This window comes from Exiguobacterium sp. H66, assembly GCF_018618705.1.
Lineage (GTDB): Bacteria > Bacillota > Bacilli > Exiguobacteriales > Exiguobacteriaceae > Exiguobacterium_A > Exiguobacterium_A oxidotolerans.
In genome coordinates, this window is record NZ_JACSMQ010000004.1 from 228959 (window position 1) to 246568 (window position 17610).

Annotated in this window: 15 protein-coding genes; 5 read left to right on the forward strand and 10 right to left on the reverse strand. The window is 47.8% G+C overall.

Translation table 11 applies throughout. From position 1 onward, the window contains the following. Positions 1-19: 19 nt before the first annotated feature. Entirely contained in the window at positions 20-1372 is a 1353-nt protein-coding gene (locus KNP88_RS09050) for an FAD-dependent oxidoreductase (protein ID WP_214893370.1), read from the reverse strand. A 421-nt stretch (positions 1373-1793) separates the two neighbouring features. Between KNP88_RS09050 and KNP88_RS09055 the strand changes: the two genes are divergently transcribed. Together KNP88_RS09055 and KNP88_RS09060 are read left to right on the forward strand one after the other, a co-directional pair. Then, positions 1794-2411 (forward strand): YitT family protein, encoded by a 618-nt coding sequence (locus KNP88_RS09055; protein ID WP_088838108.1) that lies wholly within the window; start codon positions 1794-1796, stop codon positions 2409-2411. 72 nt (positions 2412-2483) lie between these two features. Further along, positions 2484-3044 carry a GNAT family N-acetyltransferase gene (locus KNP88_RS09060; protein ID WP_088838107.1) on the forward strand — a complete coding sequence of 187 codons (561 nt, stop codon included), beginning with the start codon at positions 2484-2486 and terminating at the stop codon, positions 3042-3044. 439 nt (positions 3045-3483) lie between these two features. On the opposite strand, the gene KNP88_RS09065 is transcribed toward KNP88_RS09060, so the two are convergent. The 9 genes from KNP88_RS09065 to KNP88_RS09105 form a co-directional block, all read right to left on the reverse strand. Next, positions 3484-4875, reverse strand: coding sequence for a hypothetical protein (locus KNP88_RS09065; RefSeq protein WP_214893372.1), 1392 nt, complete (start codon positions 4873-4875; stop codon positions 3484-3486). Next, positions 4872-5789: an FTR1 family iron permease gene (locus KNP88_RS09070; RefSeq protein ID WP_214893374.1), complete on the reverse strand. Its 918-nt coding sequence runs from the start codon at positions 5787-5789 to the stop codon at positions 4872-4874. The genes KNP88_RS09065 and KNP88_RS09070 overlap by 4 nt, the downstream gene beginning before the upstream one ends. 16 nt (positions 5790-5805) lie before the next feature. Continuing rightward, positions 5806-6546, reverse strand: coding sequence for a hypothetical protein (locus KNP88_RS09075; protein WP_214893376.1), 741 nt, complete (start codon positions 6544-6546; stop codon positions 5806-5808). Continuing rightward, positions 6543-7274, reverse strand: a complete 732-nt coding sequence (locus KNP88_RS09080) for a glycosyltransferase family 2 protein (protein ID WP_214893378.1) — start codon at positions 7272-7274, stop codon at positions 6543-6545. Before KNP88_RS09080 ends, KNP88_RS09075 begins: the two co-directional genes overlap by 4 nt. Further along, positions 7271-8704 (reverse strand): alkaline phosphatase family protein, encoded by a 1434-nt coding sequence (locus KNP88_RS09085; RefSeq protein ID WP_214893380.1) that lies wholly within the window; start codon positions 8702-8704, stop codon positions 7271-7273. Before KNP88_RS09085 ends, KNP88_RS09080 begins: the two co-directional genes overlap by 4 nt. Continuing rightward, positions 8701-9564 carry a lysylphosphatidylglycerol synthase domain-containing protein gene (locus tag KNP88_RS09090; RefSeq protein ID WP_214893381.1) on the reverse strand — a complete coding sequence of 288 codons (864 nt, stop codon included), beginning with the start codon at positions 9562-9564 and terminating at the stop codon, positions 8701-8703. Before KNP88_RS09090 ends, KNP88_RS09085 begins: the two co-directional genes overlap by 4 nt. Then, complete coding sequence (locus KNP88_RS09095; protein ID WP_214893382.1) at positions 9543-10463, reverse strand: NAD-dependent epimerase/dehydratase family protein; 921 nt, start codon at positions 10461-10463, stop codon at positions 9543-9545. The genes KNP88_RS09090 and KNP88_RS09095 overlap by 22 nt, the downstream gene beginning before the upstream one ends. A gap of 24 nt (positions 10464-10487) precedes the next feature. Further along, entirely contained in the window at positions 10488-11672 is a 1185-nt protein-coding gene (locus KNP88_RS09100; RefSeq protein WP_214893383.1) for a hypothetical protein, read from the reverse strand. 154 nt (positions 11673-11826) lie between these two features. After that, the gene (locus tag KNP88_RS09105) at positions 11827-12360 is read right to left on the reverse strand and encodes a type III secretion system chaperone family protein (RefSeq protein ID WP_029331941.1); all 534 of its coding nucleotides are present in this window, start codon (positions 12358-12360) and stop codon (positions 11827-11829) included. 205 nt (positions 12361-12565) lie between these two features. On the opposite strand from KNP88_RS09105, the gene KNP88_RS09110 reads away from it, so the two are divergent. From KNP88_RS09110 to KNP88_RS09120, 3 genes are all read left to right on the forward strand, one after another. Then, positions 12566-15022: a CoA-disulfide reductase gene (locus tag KNP88_RS09110; RefSeq protein ID WP_214893384.1), complete on the forward strand. Its 2457-nt coding sequence runs from the start codon at positions 12566-12568 to the stop codon at positions 15020-15022. A gap of 481 nt (positions 15023-15503) precedes the next feature. Further along, positions 15504-16949 (forward strand): alanine/glycine:cation symporter family protein, encoded by a 1446-nt coding sequence (locus KNP88_RS09115; protein WP_214808349.1) that lies wholly within the window; start codon positions 15504-15506, stop codon positions 16947-16949. Between the two features lie 169 nt (positions 16950-17118). Further along, a complete protein-coding gene (locus tag KNP88_RS09120) occupies positions 17119-17580 on the forward strand; it encodes a hypothetical protein (protein WP_088838083.1) in 462 nt (153 codons plus the stop codon). Positions 17581-17610: the final 30 nt, after the last annotated feature.

Consider the following 17610-nt stretch of genomic DNA (forward strand, 5'->3'; position numbering starts at 1 on the left):
AGATAAGGTGGATGAGCAATCAGACGCGTTCTGCTGTCAGCTCTTTCATCCCTTGTAGAGCTGCTTGATTCAGTAAGTTCCACGGCTTGTTGTAGTGCGGTTGGAAGAAGAAGTCGACGAAGGCCAGTTCTTCAAGCGTCATTTCATTTTGAATCGCGACCGATAACGTATTCATCGCTTGCGTCAAATCGACCTTCGAAATAATTTGGGCACCGACGACGCGATGAGAGTTTTGTTCAAAAACAAGTTTGAGTTGGACGTCTTCTGCAGTCGGCATAAATTCAGGTCGATACGCATCTGTGACGGTCGTACTCATGACTTCTAGTCCAAAGAATGGAGCAGCATCTTCCGTGACGCCGGTCGACGCGATATTTAAGTCATATAACCGGAGACCGGACGTCCCTTGCGTCCCTTGGTAACGAATCGTCGGGGCAAGTAAGTTTTTCCCGACGAGCGTTCCCATACGGACGGCATTCGTCGCGAGTGGAATATAGGCATATGTCCGGGCCGGATTGTAGTAGACGGCACAGCTGTCACCGGCAGCAAAGATATTCGGATTACTGGTCCGCATATAGTCGTCGACGATGATGGCACCGTTCGGTAACATATCGATTTGTCCTTTTAAAAGCTCCGTACTCGGACGGAAACCGACACAAAGAATGACGAGATCGGTCTCGAACGTTCCTTTGTCCGTGACGACTTGTGTGACGTTGCCGTCTACGCCGGTAAAGCTTTGAACAGTCTGGTTCAACTCGAGCTGAATGCCGCGATCTGTCAATTCACTTTCAATGATATCCGTGAATGAACGATCCAAGTATTTATTTAAAATCCGGTCGGCACTGTCGATGAACGTCACTTCTTTTCCGTATGCTTCAAACGCTTCAACGAGTTCAGCACCGATGTAGCCGGCACCGACAACTGTAATCCGCTCGGCATCCGTTGCTTTTTTGATGATGGTTTGAGCATGGTGGTAGTTTTTACAAAGTTCGATTTGATTCAGTTCAATGCCCGGTAACATCGGAATGATTGGCCATGAACCTGTTGTCATGATTAATTTGTCGTACGTATCGTGAACGGTTTCACCCGTCAGAAGATTTTTCGCAAGAATCGTTTGGTTCGTACTATCGATTTCAAGGACATCATGTTTCAAGCGCATCGTTGCTCCGAGGTCAGCCAGCTCGTCAGGTGAAGAGTAGAAGAGTGACTCGGCATGCTCAACGACACCACCGACGTGAAGGGCAATCCCGCAAGAGAGAAATGAGACGTTATCGTTTCGTTCATAGACTGTGATTTCAAGGTTTTCGTTCGTTGCCGTAAGCTCTTTGACTGCTGCTGTTCCTGCATGTGTACAACCGATGACTGCTACTTTCATGAGTAAAGTCCCCTTTTTGTTTGATTGTGATATTAATCACATTCAATTTGATAACCTTAGTGTAATACTTCACAATATCGGTTTCAAGTAGTTTGTTCATAATTGAGCATAGTTTTGTCTGAATTGTGAATTTGTGAACAAAGAGGTAATGACTTATAACGTTTTTGTTAAAAGTCCGTAAAAATGTTTTAGTTTCTGAAGTTCGGGTTATAATAAGATGGAGAACTAAATGAAAGGGTGGAAACCGATGGATACCGAGAGGACCGATCATCTATTTAGCTTACCTGATTTTTAGCATCGCTGGTCTTACGTAAACAAGACAGTAATGGTTAAAAAAATCAGGGAGAGCGAAAATAGATGAATACCCAAACGGCAACAATAAAACCTCTCCCATGGAAGATACGGGAGAGGACAATAAAACATGAAACGAATCGCAACCATCTTAGCAGGAACGTTACTTATGGCGTTCGGCTACTATACTTTGAATGAACAGTTTGGATTAGCAGAAGGCGGATTTATCGGGTTATCTTTATTAGGACGGTATTTCTTTGATATCAATCCATCGATTTCGATGATCGTGCTCGACATTCCATTCTTTATTGGAGCACTTTATTTTAAAGGAAAACGCTTTGTCAGTGAGGCACTTGTCTCAGCAGGTGCACTATCGCTCTTTTATGAGATGTGGCATCAGCTCGATTTGTTCCATTTCCCGGAACAGGCCTGGCCGGCAACGTTAATCGCCGCCATTGCGAGTGGAATCATCACGGGATACGGACTTGGTCTTGTGTTGAAGAGTGGTGCTGCGACCGGCGGTGACGACCTTTTATCAATGGGCCTTAGCAAAGTGACAGGTTTATCGATCGGGACGATTTTATTTAGTCTCGATGCAATTGTTCTTGTCATTTCACTCGTCTACTTGCCAGTCAGTTTGACGCTTTATACGTTACTTGCAGTTGCCATCGCGGGACGCGTCGTCTCAGTCATGACACGCGAACCGGTTACTGTACCAGTAGTTAGACCAGCGCCACAACTGAAATAAATAAAATCCTTCCTGACATCAGGAGGGATTTTGTTTTAGGATAAAAAGAGATAACGAGAAGGGGGCTACCCAATGATTAGACAAGCGACTGCGGAAGACGCCGATCAAATCGCACCATTGATTGAACAGGCGATTCATGAAATTGCCGAGACACTGACCGGAACGCAGGAGAAGGAATTGATTTTGGAACGGCTTGCGCTGTTTGTGACGCAAACGGGAAACCGGTTAAGTCACGAGAACATTCTCGTCAAGGAGCTCGATGGGCGCGTCGTCGGCATCGTCATCGCATATGCGGGAGTGGATGCAGCGCAGTTGGATGAACCGATTAAACGTCAGCTCCTCGCGTGGACAGGTCAAGAGATACAAATTGATCAAGAGACGGAAGGAAACGTCTTTTATCTCGATACATTGTCGGTCGATCCGGCATATGGCGGAAGAGGAATCGGGTCTGAGCTGTTGCAGGCAGCAGCGGACGAAGGAGAGAAGCGTGGATTACGCGCGTTTACGTTAAATGCCGATCAGACGAATGCTGGGGCGCAACGTCTCTATCGACGTCTTGGATTCGTCCCGGTCAAGACGATTGAAATCAGTGGCGGACAATTTGATTACATGGAACGACCGTATGCGACTTGAATCATGAGGGAAGTACTTTGAATTCATTTCAAGATTCGTTGATACGCAGACAAGACTTCGCTTTCCGCGGGCGAAACGTGAGCCTCCGCGTCGCCTGCGCGACTTACGGGGTCTCACCTGTTCCGCTTTTCCCGTAGGAGTCTTCGTCTTGTCTGCTTCTCAACGACGTTTTGTTAAGCTGTTAAAATCCATCCATCAGGAATCTGAAATCAAAAAATCACTCGCTTCACGCGACTCCTACAGGAAAAAGCGCAAGACGACTTGCGCTGTCAGAGACAAACAAGACCCGATTTTCTGCCTCATGGAGGCAGGAAAACTGGCTTGTGTCTCGCCTGAGGAAAGCACGTGGAAAAGAGTGATTTTTTACGTTTACTTCAACTAATAGGTTAAGAAGCAATTATTTTCTAATCATCTGAAAAAAATAGTAAAAAAAGAATCTTTATCTCGGAGCTTCTTCATTCAAGTTTAACCGGTACAACCGCGCCTCCGCATCCTCCGGTTCAAACCGGGGGTCACTCGTGAAGCGGAAAACCTCCGTCACTTCAATCGATACATCTGCCACCCGCAACTGTTTGAGTAATCGTCCGGTCAGGTAAACTTCCGCTGATTTAGGCTCCGCCCGCCATTTGCTGACAGATCCAATCGGAACGATCGTAGCGTCAGGACGTGCCATCAAAAACTGGCGGTCTTCTTCATCCGTAAAGATGGTCGCTGACGCCGGTAAACCGGTAATGGCATCCGCCAACTGGATAGTTGCCGGTTCAATTGTCGCTTGGCGGTACAAGGCGATACTTCCCATCACCAATTGAATACATAAAAATGGGACGAGCCAACGCACTGACAGATGGCGAACAAGCAGGAAGACGAGCAGTAAGACGAGAGGTAAAACATGGCGTGGTTTATCAATGTTTTGGGCCAACCAGACCCAAAGGAAATAACCAGTACCGGTGACGCTCCACCAAAGTGGCAGCGGACGGATTCGTTGGCAGAACAAGAATAGCCCTGAAGCAAGACCGAGCCAACTTGTAAATCCTAAACCATGCCAAACGATTTGTTTGAGTGTCAATCCAAGTCGTTCAATCAACGAGGCTTCGTCCGTTTGTGCCGTACCGCCCCAGTCCGAAAAGTGACCCGTCACGAAACTGAGTGACAATTGAGCGAAGGACGCGGGTCCCCCGACCGAGAAGGCGACCGGTAACAGCCAGGCAAGTTGTGCCAGGAGTAACGTCGCCAGTTCGGACAGGAGTTGCCAGTAGTCTTTTCGGGTTTGCCAAAGTAAAAAGAGTAACACGATTCCGAACGGCGCATAGGATAATCGTGTTGCCATCAACAGTCCGAATAAGAGGTACGGCAAAAGGCGGAAATGACCGTGCCGAGCACGTTCGACACTCCACATGAACCAACAGAGGACACCAAGTGCAAGACCATCCGACATCCCGGTCGCAGAGATGACGACGAGTGAAGCAACCGAGATGACAGTGAAAGCAGCTAGTAAACGTGCCGTATCAAACGACTGACGTTTTAACAGCAAATATAACGGAATCAGTCCGCTCGTGAAGCCAAGCGTCGAGACGATGCCAAGCGCACGGACGGGTTCAAGCCCGAGTCGTGTGAGACCTGTCGCGAGTAAGATGAAAAACGGGTACCCCGGAAAATGTGGCTGCAAATTCGCCAAATCATACTGTCCAACCGCTAACGTAAAGTTGGCGATGTCGTAGCTTGCGACAAACGGGCTGACCAGATAAAGATGAACACCCAGCAATAGTGAGATGGCAAAACAGAGCGTGAAAAAAAGCGATCGTCCAAGTAGACGATCGCTCCGAACGGTCAAGAAACCTCCTGAAGTTTTTTGGCTGCTTTTGGTGTTCGATTTTGACGCATCAGCATGAAACCGGCAAACGCGAAGTAGCCCCACCAGGCGATCACTTGCTCAAGTGATGGATTATGGCTGTAGCCGAACATCGCACCCATAAACGTACCGATTTGTCCGCTGATTAATGTCGGATTGCCTGTATCGCGCAAATATTGAATTTGGTCGATGTAGTGTTCCGGCATAAACCCGACAATGTTATACAAGGCTGCCGGTGTTCCATCGGCATTCGTCAACAGGCTTCCGAGCAGTCCAAGGTCTTGGAAACGTCCAATCGTTTGGACGAGCATGCCGGAAGCAATAAACAGAATCAGGATGCCTGTCACTTGGAAGAAACGTTTGACTGGAATCTTCATCGTTCCGGAAACGAACAGGTAACCGAAGATTAAGGCGAGCAAGAGACCGGAGACGGCACCATAACTCGTCAAGACTTTCTCGATTTCACCGCCGGAAATGGCAGCGAAGAAGAAAACCGTCTCGATGCCTTCTCGGACGATGACGAGGAACGAATGGATGATCATCGTGATGGCACTGCCTGTCGAGACCGCCGCCGCGACTTTTGCCTGCGAGGCCTGTTGGTTTTCTTTCGCCTCTTTCCCCATCCAGAGCACCATGTGTGTCAGTAAGATGACGGAGATCATCATGATACCAAGACGTAAGTACGTGTCGCTACCGAAGCTTGCGAAACTCGTAAAGACGACTTGGAATAAAAAGGCGACACCGAGGCTCGCGAGCAGCGCAAGTCCGACTCCGGCATAGACCCATTTTTTATATTGCGGTGCGTTGAGTCGATCGAGATAGCCGAGAATCAAACCGACGATCAAGACAGCTTCGAGACATTCACGAAGCGTAATTAAAAACGCTTGAAAATCCATCGTCCTTCCTCCCTAATCAGTGATTTTGACGTTTCTTTTTTCGTTGACCGATTATGACGATGATGATTAGAACGATGACAAGACCAATCGCAATCGTTTTCCAAATCTCATCTGTTCCGAAGGATTGTCCGAAAATCGAATCCTCTTCTTCAAATAAACCGGTTTTTTCTTCTCCGGGTAAAACGAATAGTGGTGTAATTGTATCTTCGATTAATGCAATGTTTTGATCAAATGTTTCTTTATCACTCGCTTTTTTCCCGACTCCGAACAGTCCGGGGTTCCCGAGCGCAGTAAGTGCATCGTCAAACGCAGTATACAATGCATCGGACGTTTTTGCATCTGTGCTTTCTTTGACATAAGGAGCAAGTACATCATATGTGCCACGTGCTTTCGCAAGTAACAGCTTCGCCTGTCCGAAGTCTTCGAACTGCTCATCCGCAAAATGAAGACGACGTTCGATGTTTTGACGTAAGGCAACGCGATACGCCTGTTTGGCATTCTCTGCGTCTTCTTCCGCTAACGCAGCATCAATTTTCTCCTTCGCTTCAGGGAAGTAAAGTTTAAATTCTTTATCATACGCGTCAATCGTTTCCTTCGCAAGTACATAATCTTTTTGATCGAGCTGTTCCTCAAATTGTTTATAAGCTTCCGCAAAAGCTTCTTTGCCCGGGTCACCATAGCTGTAAGCAAACGCCGATAAAGGAGTCGCGAGGAGACAGAAGAAAACAACGACCGGAAGGACTAAACGTTTTATCATCCGAGATGCTCCTTTCGTTCAAAACGTTCTTCAATCGGTAGTGCAACGATTGGTCGACGCCACTCTTTGTAAATGGCAGGGACCACATGTTGAATATAGTTCAAGCGGATAAAAGATTTTCCTGATTCACGTACCCGGTAACGAATCGGTACTTCTTTCAGACGGAATCCTTTACGGACGAGGTTCAACGTCAAGACTTGCGCGTAGTTGTAATCGTGGATGATTTCCGCGTGTTTGCAAGCAGCACGTGAGAAAGCACGCATCCCGCTTTGTCCGTCATGAATTTTTCGTTTCAGTAAAACACATTGAAGCCACGTAAAGACGTGATTCCCAATATAGCGATAGAGGCGCATTCCGTCAATCGTCCCGAGGAATCGTGATCCGAAGACATAATCCGCATCGTTCGCTAAGATTGGTCGAACGACGTCCGGAATTTGATCGGCCGGGTACTCGTTGTCCGCATCAATCATCACGGCGACGGTCGCATCATGGTCATAAGCGCGATACAATCCTTCGCGGACCGCAGCGCCAAGACCACGATTTTGTTCGAACCGGTAGACTTGAGCACCGTTCAGGGTTGCGACGGTCGATGTAGCATCGGTCGATCCATCATCGATGACAATCGTTTCGACGGGGATTCCGTCAATCTCATCCGGGATTCGTTTTAAGACGAGCGGGAGAGAGGTTTCTTCATTGTGAGCCGGAAGGAAGACGACGATTTTCTTCATGAGCGTTCCTCCTTAAAGGATTCCGTCAACAATACGCCACGACTGTCGTGCGGGATATCGGCACCAAGCAACTTCGTAATCGTTGGTCCAAGCGACAGGATATGCCGGTGTGTATCGACCTTGCGACCAGCATGAATGTGTTTGCCATACATCCAAAATGGGACGAAACGTTCTCCTTCGTCGAGGTGACCATGCCCGCCGATTCCGTCGGCTTGACCATGATCGGCCATGACGATCAGTGTCGCATCGTCTAACTTACCGAGACGATCGAGTTCTTCACAAAACTCTGCGAGTAGCGCATCGGCTTCCTCGATTTTTTGAATGTATTCCGAGTAGAGCGTCCCGCGACTATGACCGGTTTGATCTGTTCCGATTAATTGGATTGCAAGCAAATCCGGATCTTCTTCGTGAACGATTTGCTTGGCCCGTTCGATGATGTTGCGGTCGGCGACATCATTATGCATGACGGCTGTCACGGTACTGACGTCGGTCGAACCGAACGCATCGACGAGGTGGGCAATCCCGAGAATCTTGCCGGATTTATTGACGGCACGCAACCGGTCGAAGACGGTATCCGTTTTGACACCGGTCGTATTCCAAACCATGTTGGAATGAATTCCGTGATCTTCCGGACGTGCTCCCGTGAACATCGAGCTGAAGCAGACGACTGTCCGGGCCGGGTAGACGGTCTCCATATTCGTATATTCCGTTCCTTCTTGACGCAATCGCTCGAGAAACGGAGTGTTCGCAGCCATGTATCGGTCTTTTCGCATCCCGTCGACAATCAAGACGTAGACTTTGTCTGAAGTCGGCAAGCTGACGTCTTTTGTCGGCTCAGTCGGAAGTTTCGGTTTCCAGTCGAAGAGATAATGGTGGAGAATCCAAGCAAATAGTAACAATCCGGCAGGGAACAAGACGTACGACCAGTCAAAGGTCGGATTGATTGACGCTGTTTGCCAGTAGGCAAGTAAGAGTGCGACTTTCGGTAGTTGTTCTTGCGCGTTACCACTCGTCGAGTCACTGTTCTTGAGGACGAGTTTCCAAAAACGCGTGAAGTTGAGCCAGTCCGTTCCAATCCGTAAATGGTAATAAATCGTTCCCCAGAAGAAGACCGTGAAGAAGAAATAAAGACCTGCGCCGTAAGCGAATAGGGGCAGGAGCCGTGAATCCGTTCCTTCGAGGAACAACCAGACGATGACAGGCATCCATAAATAATTACGAAGGAACAGCGGGAAATCAAATTTCCAGTACAGTACGAATAAAGGCAACGTCACTAAAAATCCGAAGCCGGCACCGCTCAGTGTCTGTTGAAGCAAAAGGCAGTAGCTGAGGAAGACACCGACTGTAAAAATCGGGGTGAATGGTTTTCCTTCATTCAACAGATTCCACATACGGGCTGCGACTTTTTCAAAACGTGAAGCACTTTTCATGAAGATCCTCCTTTCTGTTGATTCTTGAATTGGCGAAACAGTAATGTGACACTACGGTGATGTCTGACCAAAAAATACAAAGGTGCGATGAAGGCGAACGCATATTTGAACGTGTGCGTCATCAAGGCAAGTTCATAAGGATGGTCGACGCCTGCCGTCTGTAGAACCGTTCCCATGGCGAGCTCATACGTCCCGAGACCACCTGGGGTGAATTGAGCAATTCCGGACAAGACACCGGCACTCATCGCGATTAAGACGAGGGGGAAGGGAAGGATAGCGTTCACGCCTAAGAATAAGCAGTAAACGGCGCCCGCTTCCAAACACCAAGCGAGTGTGCCATACCCGATTAATGCGTACATCGTCCGTAAAAAAGGGCGGACGACGACTAAGGCGAGTACACCGAGCACAATCGCGATACCTGCAGGAAGAGCTGTTTTCGTCGCGAGCAAGCCGAGCGAGACGAAGAGTCCGAGGACGACCAAATCAATGCCGCGCTGTGCGACAAGGATTGCCGTTGTCCGTTTTAAGGGACTAGCGATGGCACGTGCCGTCAGCAGGCGAACACCTTCGCCGAGTTTGACCGGTGACAAGTGATTGACGGCGAGCCCGAGGTAGAGGCTCGTCAAATAGATTGGCAAGGGTGCCTGCCGCTGATCAGCCACGCGCCAGGCGACAGCGCGGACATAAAAAGCACCTGCATACAACAAGCTTGCGAGTAGCGTCCAGTAAGAGCGTGAAAGGGTGCGCAAGTAATCATAGAGGACAGGTAACTCGAGCACGAACCGAATTAATAAAAAAACAACCGCAAGCGTCAAGAGGACGCTTGCGGTTGTACGGATTACATGCGCCCGAGATGCCATGTAATCATCCGCTCGAGTCCTTCATTCAAGGTAACGGAGGGCGTGTAGCCGAATGCTTGTCGTGCAGCTTCCGTATTACTCCATGTCATCGAGACATCTCCTTCTCTTTGCTCGGTGAACGTTACCGGAACACCGTATCGCTCACTGAGGGACCTGGCAATCGCTCGGACCGACTCCGGTCGATTCGCCCCTAAATTATAAGTCCCGATTGCGCGCGCTTGAAGTGCTTGTTCCATCCCGCGTGTAATGTCATCGATGTACGTGAAGTCGCGTACCGGGTCACCGAACACGACAAGTTCTTGACCACGAAGCGCTTGTTCGATGAAGCGGTAAAGCACCATATCCGGGCGTCCGGATGGTCCGTAGACCGTAAAGAAGCGGAAGATCGTAACCTGTAATCCATACAGGTTTTGATAGGCATTACAGAACGTCTCGGCACTATACTTCGCCGCGGCGTATGGACTGACGACTTGACCGGTTGCCTGCTGTTCGTTCAACGGACCTGTCTGCTCCCCGTAAACCGAAGAAGAAGAGGCAAACAAGACTTGCTGAATCTGATGTTGTTTTGCCGCTTCGAGGACGGTCACCGTCATATCGATATCTTCTTTGATGTAGCGATGCGGCTCACGTAAAGATCCGGGAACGCCAGGTAAAGCAGCAAGATGGAACAGGGCATCGAATTGACCGGATGAACACCAGGCATCGAGTCCGACGTGGACATCTGCTTCACAGATGTTTACGCCGAGTCGTGTCAGCTCCGCTGCCCGTTCGCGTTTCAAGTCGCTTGCATAATAATCGGTGAAGGCATCGATGATCGATACGGTATGACCACTAGTACGCAAACGAGTTGCAAGTGCAGCACCGATGAAGCCAGCGCCACCCGTAATTCCGATGTTCAAAGGAAGTTCCTCCAATCGTCTTGCTTAGTTGAACGTATCGAGCGCATCGACGATTTTTTTGCTCACCGTTTCCGCTTCTGCGTCATTTTTTTCGATGAGATCGTACCATGTGTTAGCGTCAGCAAGAACAGCGTCTGCCTCTTCTTTACCGAGACGATTTTCGAGGGTCGGCTTCATCGCGATGACGAACATGTTCGCTTCCATCGCTTCGACACGTGCTGTATCGACATCTTTCGCTTCGAGTGCTTCCATTGCTTCTTCATGATAACCGACGACTTTCTTCGTCAATGCTTTGGCGAAGAGTCCTTCGATCTCTTCATAAGAGACGTCTGCTGGTTTTGTTTTTGAGAAGTCGTATTGTTCTTTTAGTTTTGCGACGGCGGCTTCATCGCCACCGGCAAGTGATTCCTCGATTGCGAGTAAGAATCCGTAGCCTTCTGCTTGTTCCATTTGTAACTCTTGTTCGTCGGCACCGGATTTAGCGCCATCCTCGATTTTTTGTGCATAACCGAGTGCTGCGAGATAGAATGAACGGTAAATCGACTTATCCGTCAACTGTTTTGCGACTTTAAAGTCAGCGACGTTTTCAGCCGAGATGGCGTCTTCTTGTGCTGCGAGACCGGACGTGATCGCTTGTGCGATGGCTTCTTCGTTTTTGAAGTCATAACTCGCATCGCGCTTTTCAGCTGTCGGGATGAAGACAGTTTCCGCCATGTTTTTAATATTTCCTAACGTCGCCATGGCGTCATCCGTTTTTCCGGCCGCGACTGCTTCTTCTGCTGTTGCTTGCATTGATTTTTGGAGTTTATAGAAGTAAGACTGAAGTCCTTTATCGACAAGCTGACGGGCAATGTTCTCATCCAAATCCTTTGATTCGACGCCTGCGAGGGCAGAAGTGACGACTTGTTCGATTTCAGGAGCGGCAGTTGCGACGCCACCTTTTAACTTCGATTCATAACTCGTCTGGACCATCTTCCAGTCGATGGCTTGTCCTTCTTTTGCCTTATCAAGTTCTGTCTTGATCGAGCTGAAGATTGTCAATTCATCCGTTAATGTCGTTGCGGCGATTCCGGCATTCGTATTTTTATCAGACGTTTGCTCCGTTTTGTCTTCTTTTGGAGCTGTCGTTGTTTCTTTTTCATCCGTTCCGCAAGCTGCGAGTAATCCGGCTACCATAAAGAGTGACGCTACTTTAAATCGTTTTTTCATCTGTCTCATTCCCCCAGGAAAAATAAAATTATCTACAAAATGATGTCGTTTTCACAATTCTCACTATAACGAGAATAATTCTCATTGTCAATTGAACTTAAAACAAAAAAATGGCTCCAGAGAAATCTCCGGAGCCATTTTTTTTAAATATAAATTATTGAATTTGGTCATACAATTTCGTTAAATACGCGTACACTTCGTCAGAGGCTTGGAACATCATGACCGAGTGGCCGAAGATGGCAGCCGGGTTGAAGCCGTGATCTAAGTCGATTGTTGAAGCAATCGTTACGTCGCGATCGCTATCGAGGACGACGCGGAAGTACTTGAACTCTTGGTTGAAGTCATTGATTGCGTTTAAGATAGGAAGATCTTCGACACCGTCTGGAACGTGCGTAACGGTACGAGCGAATAACTCAACGTCCGTCGTCGTTTTACTGAAGACGATCATCATCATCGGCTCAGCGCCAGCTGGTGTTTTTTCTTGTGTCATAAAGAAGACGTGTGTTTCATTTTCACGTGCTTCCATTGGAATGCCTTTTTCGACTAAGAACGCTTGGAATGCTTCCAAGTGTTGTTGTTGAACTTCCGTTACCCCGTTTTCGTTTGTTTCTTCTTGATTACGTTCTGGGTGAAGCGGTGTGACCTTGTTGTCCTCATTCGTTTCGTTCGAGTTACGGTCCTGGTCCATTTTAAATCCCCCTTATAGATACTGTAATCTCAGTTTCAAGCATTTTAAGAGGAATTGCAACTAATGTCCGTTATCATTTAAAGAAGAAACAGTTTGAAAATAAGACAAGTATGTGAAATGTAGAGCAAACAACTTGAAACTACATACCTTAATGGGTATATTGTAAAGCATAGAGAGTACGATTCGATTTAGGAGGAAAACAGACATGAAAACAATCATTGTTGGTGGAGTAGCAGGTGGAGCGACCGCTGCAGCACGATTACGCCGGTTGGATGAAACGGCGGAAATCATTTTGTTAGAACGTGGAAAAGAGATTTCGTTCGCGAACTGTGGATTACCGTACTATATCGGGGATGTCATCAAAGACCGGAACAAGCTACTCGTCCAAACACCTGAGGGGATGCATGCCCGGTTTAACTTGGATGTTCGAAATCTGTCGGAAGCGATTCAAATCAATCGTGAACAAAAAACGGTCACAATCCGTAAAGTCGATACAGGTGAAGAATATGAGGAGTCATATGACAACTTAATTCTTTCACCAGGAGCAAAACCAATGCGTCCATCAATTCCTGGTATCGAAGAAGCGACGAACATCTTTACGTTACGTAACATTCCGGATACGGACCGGATGCGTCAATATGTCGATGAGAACCGTCCCGCACGTGCCGTCGTCATCGGTGGCGGGTTCATTGGACTCGAAATGGCAGAAAACTTAGTCGAACGCGGTGCGAAGGTGACATTGGTTGAAATGATGGATCAAGTCATGGCACCGGTCGATCCGGAAATGGCAGCCATCGTTCATGAACATTTACGTGCAAAAGGGGTCGAGTTGATTTTATCGGATGGTGTCGCCCGCTTTGAAGAGGCAGGGAAACGTGTTGTCTTGGCAAGCGGCAAGACGATCGAAACGGAAATGAACATCCTGTCGATTGGTGTCATGCCGGAAAGTAACCTTGCGGCGGAAGCAAAACTTGAGTTGGGAATCAAGAATACAATCAAAGTCGATGACACGTTACGGACATCTGATCCATCGATCTTTGCGATTGGTGACGCCATCGAAGTGAAAGATTACGTGACAGGAGAGGCGATGCACGTTCCACTCGCGTGGCCGGCGAATCGTCAAGGGCGTCTCGTTGCAGACATCATCGCCGGACGCGACGTCAAGTATACAGGTGCGCTCGGTACAGCCGTCGCAAAAGTATTCGATATGACGGTCGCTTCGACCGGAAATAACGAAAAACGGTTGAAACAGTCTGGTCGCCGCTATGAAGCGGTTCATCTCCATCCGGGTTCGCACGCCGGTTATTATCCGGGTGCCAGTCCAATCTCAATGAAGCTCTTGTTTGATCCGATTGACGGAACGATTTACGGCGCGCAAGCGATTGGGATGACGGGTGTCGAAAAACGGATTGATGTCTTAGCGACGGCAATCAAAGGCGGCTTGACGGTCCTCGACTTGCCAGATCTTGAATTATCATACGCACCGCCGTATAGCTCGGCGAAAGATCCCGTCAACATGGCAGGATACATCGCTTCGAACATCGTGTTAGGGGACAGCGAAAACGTCCATTGGCATGAAATTGATCAAATCGTCGCAGCCGGCGGATTGTTACTCGATGTCCGTGAACCGTCTGAAAATGAACTCGGTTCGATTCCGGGCTCGGTCAATATCTCATTACCGACGCTTCGCACGTCACTCGACGAGCTACCGAAGGATCAGCCGATCTACGTGACATGCCAAGTCGGATTACGGGGATATGTCGCGAGTCAGCTCCTCAAACAAAACGGCTTTGAGGTGAAGAATTTGAGCGGCGGATATAAAACATGGGCGACGGTCAATCGCGATCAAGAAGCGCGAAACCAAGCACGGGAGGAAACAGCAGTGACGACAATTAAAAGTGAGCCGAAACAAGCCGTGAAAGCAGAGCAAATCACGCTGCTCGATACATGTGGATTACAGTGCCCGGGACCAATCGTTGAATTAAAAACAAAGATTGATCAACTGCAGGACGGAGACCAAGTCTTCATTAAAGCATCGGACCCTGGTTTCTTACCGGACGTCCAGGCATGGGCAACAAAGCTCGGACATACCGTCCATACGGCAGAAATGAATCAGGGAATTGTCGAAGTCTTACTTGAAAAAGGGCAAGGACAAACGGAGCAACACGTGACATCGGCACCTGTCGCAAAAGCAGATGACGCGACGATGGTCGTCTTCAGTGGTGATCTTGATAAAGCACTTGCTTCATTCGTCATCGCACAAGGTGCACAAGCGATGGGCAAACAAGTCACGATGTTCTTCACGTTCTGGGGACTGAATGTCATTCGTAAGCCGGATGCACCAGCCGTCGACAAAGCACCGATGGAACGCATGATGGGGATGATGATGCCGAAACATGCCGGTGATCTTCCATTATCCAACATGAACATGGCAGGCGCCGGTCAAAAAATGATGAAAAAAGTCATGAAGGACAAACAAGTCGATGCGCTAGAGACGATGATGGCAAAAGCGCAAGCAGCAGGCGTCCGAATGATTGCGTGTACGATGTCGATGGACATCATGGGGATAAAAAAAGAAGAATTGTTAGATGATATCGATTATGGTGGGGTCGCAAGTTATCTTGGTGCGACAGACGATGCCAACTTAAATCTATTCATCTAATAAAGAATCGAAAAGAGCCCTTCCGCGAAAAGTGGAGGGGCTCTAAGTGTTTGTCTAAAGATGGAGGGGGTGACTAATTCAGATGAACATCCATCCTTGTGACGGACGTTTCCTTGTCCCATAGGAGTTGAGGATGAACGTTTCCGTCCTCCGTTAATCGAATGGCCGATGATTCCACTTCCACGGAATCATCGGCCATTTCGATGTAAATGCTTCTTTTTCACGATGGCTTAGTGTGTATTTGGGACACGCATGAAAAAGTCCTGATTCCGTTTAATTGGTAGCCGTCCCTCCTTTTGAGTGAGGCCGTTCTTTTTTGGTTCGTAAACGAAAAACCTTACATCTAATGTGAGGAAATGGATAGAAATGCCTCGTAATCAGAAATTGACTGATACAACTGTATTTGATTTTTCAAAAAAACTTTCGTATTATAGAACACATGTGAAGAAATGTTACATAAGAGAGAAGTGGGGGAGCCTGTATGGAGAAACAACTGATGGATATCGTAACGAATATTAGTGATGTATTATGGTCGAGCGTCCTGATCATCTTACTTGTTGGCTTAGGCATTTATTTTACGATTCGCATGGGATTCGTCCAATTCCGGATGTTACCTGAAATGTTACGGTTACTGTTCCAGGGAACAGATAAAGGAAAGGATGGCGTCTCACCATTCCAAGCGTTCGCGATCAGTACGGCGGCACGTGTCGGGACCGGGAACATTGCCGGTGTTGCGACAGCCATCGCACTAGGTGGGCCTGGTGCCGTCTTTTGGATGTGGCTGATTGCCTTGATCGGTTCAGCGTCAGCATTCGTCGAAAGTACACTTGCTCAAATTTATAAAGTCCGTGATGAGAAGGCATGGCGTGGGGGCCCTGCCTACTACATGGAAAAGGCGCTTGGTCAACGGTGGCTCGGAATCGTCTTCAGTATCTTGATTACAATCTCGTTCGGGTTTGTCTTTAACTCGGTTCAATCGAATACGATTTCATTGTCACTTCAAAGTCAGTATGGCATCGATAAGATGTGGATCACGATTGCACTCGTTTTATTAACATCACTCGTGATTTTCGGTGGAGTGCGCAGTATTGCGACGGTCTCTGCATTCCTTGTTCCAATCATGGCGGGCGGATACATTTTAATCGCCCTCTTCATTATGATTACGAATCTTGAATTGTTGCCGAACGTCTTCGGCTTGATTTTCCAAGAAGGACTTTTAGAGTTCAAGACGCTTGCTGGCGGAGCAATTGGTGCTGCAGTTCTTAACGGAATTCGTCGTGGTCTGTTCTCGAATGAAGCCGGTATGGGTTCTGCTCCGAATGCTGCTGCGACGGCTGAAGTGTCACACCCCGTCAAGCAAGGTTTGATTCAATCATTCGGTGTATTTGTTGATACGTTACTCATTTGTTCGTCAACAGCGATGATCATCCTCGTCAGTGATGTCGCGACGAAAGACGCGAACGGAAAAGCAGTTGCCGGAATCGAACTCGCGCAAAACGCACTCTCGACTCAGGTCGGAGTGTTTGCGACGACGTTCATGGCGCTTGCGATCTTCTTGTTCGCATTTAGTTCAATCATCGGAAACTATTATTACGGTGAATCGAACATCAGCTTCATTAATGACAATAAAACACTGATGATGGCTTACCGTGTCATCGTACTCGGGATGATTGTCTTCGGTTCAGTCGTACAGACGGCAGGTCTTGTCTGGGCGCTTGCTGATATTTTCATGGGCTTGATGGCAGTCGTCAACTTGTATGCGATTTTCCGCTTATCTAAAATCGCGAAACTCGCACTGGATGATTACCTCGAACAACGAAAAGCCGGAAAAGATCCGCGCTTTTATGCGAATTCGATTCCGAACTTACCAGGTAAAGAATCTCTTGAGGCTTGGGAAACGGACGAATCAAAAGAAAAAGCGATTTAATCAAAAAAGAACCGGCATTTTGCTGGTTCTTTTTGCATGTAGACAACGTGCTATCAGAAGGTGAGAGCGTTTTTTTTCGTTGCTTTTTAGTACGCAGATTCTAAAAAAATTACTAAAGCATCGAAAAAATGGGAATAGCTATTAAAGAAACGAAGAGAGGAGAGGGAGGATGGAAAACGTACATTACGTTCGTGTCGCGGATGCCGTTTGGGATTCGTTTGGTGACGACCCGCATATCATCATGGACTGGATTCTTTTTATCCATGAGACGCAGCCGGATTATGAACAGCTATTTGCTCTGGAAGACACGGCAGCCCTCTATCACTTGATGAATCAAATCGATATCTATATCGATCAAGAGACCCATTACAACTTAGGTCGAGCGATTGTCGGTGAAGAGTTGATTGTCAACGAAACACAAGCAGCAATTGTCGGGATTCTCCCTCTTCCGTTAATCATCATCTCAGCAGAAGTCATGCGAAATTTTGATCGTCGGTCACTAGAGACGATTTATGATGAAGCGGGGCAACATGGAGAATTCGACGACGTGTGGGAACAGTTTGCTGATTTACGCGCATACTTCAGCAAGGCTGAAACGACAGAAGAGACGATTCTTATTTATTACGCTTAAAAAAAGACTGCTACGGGATAGGTCCCGTCA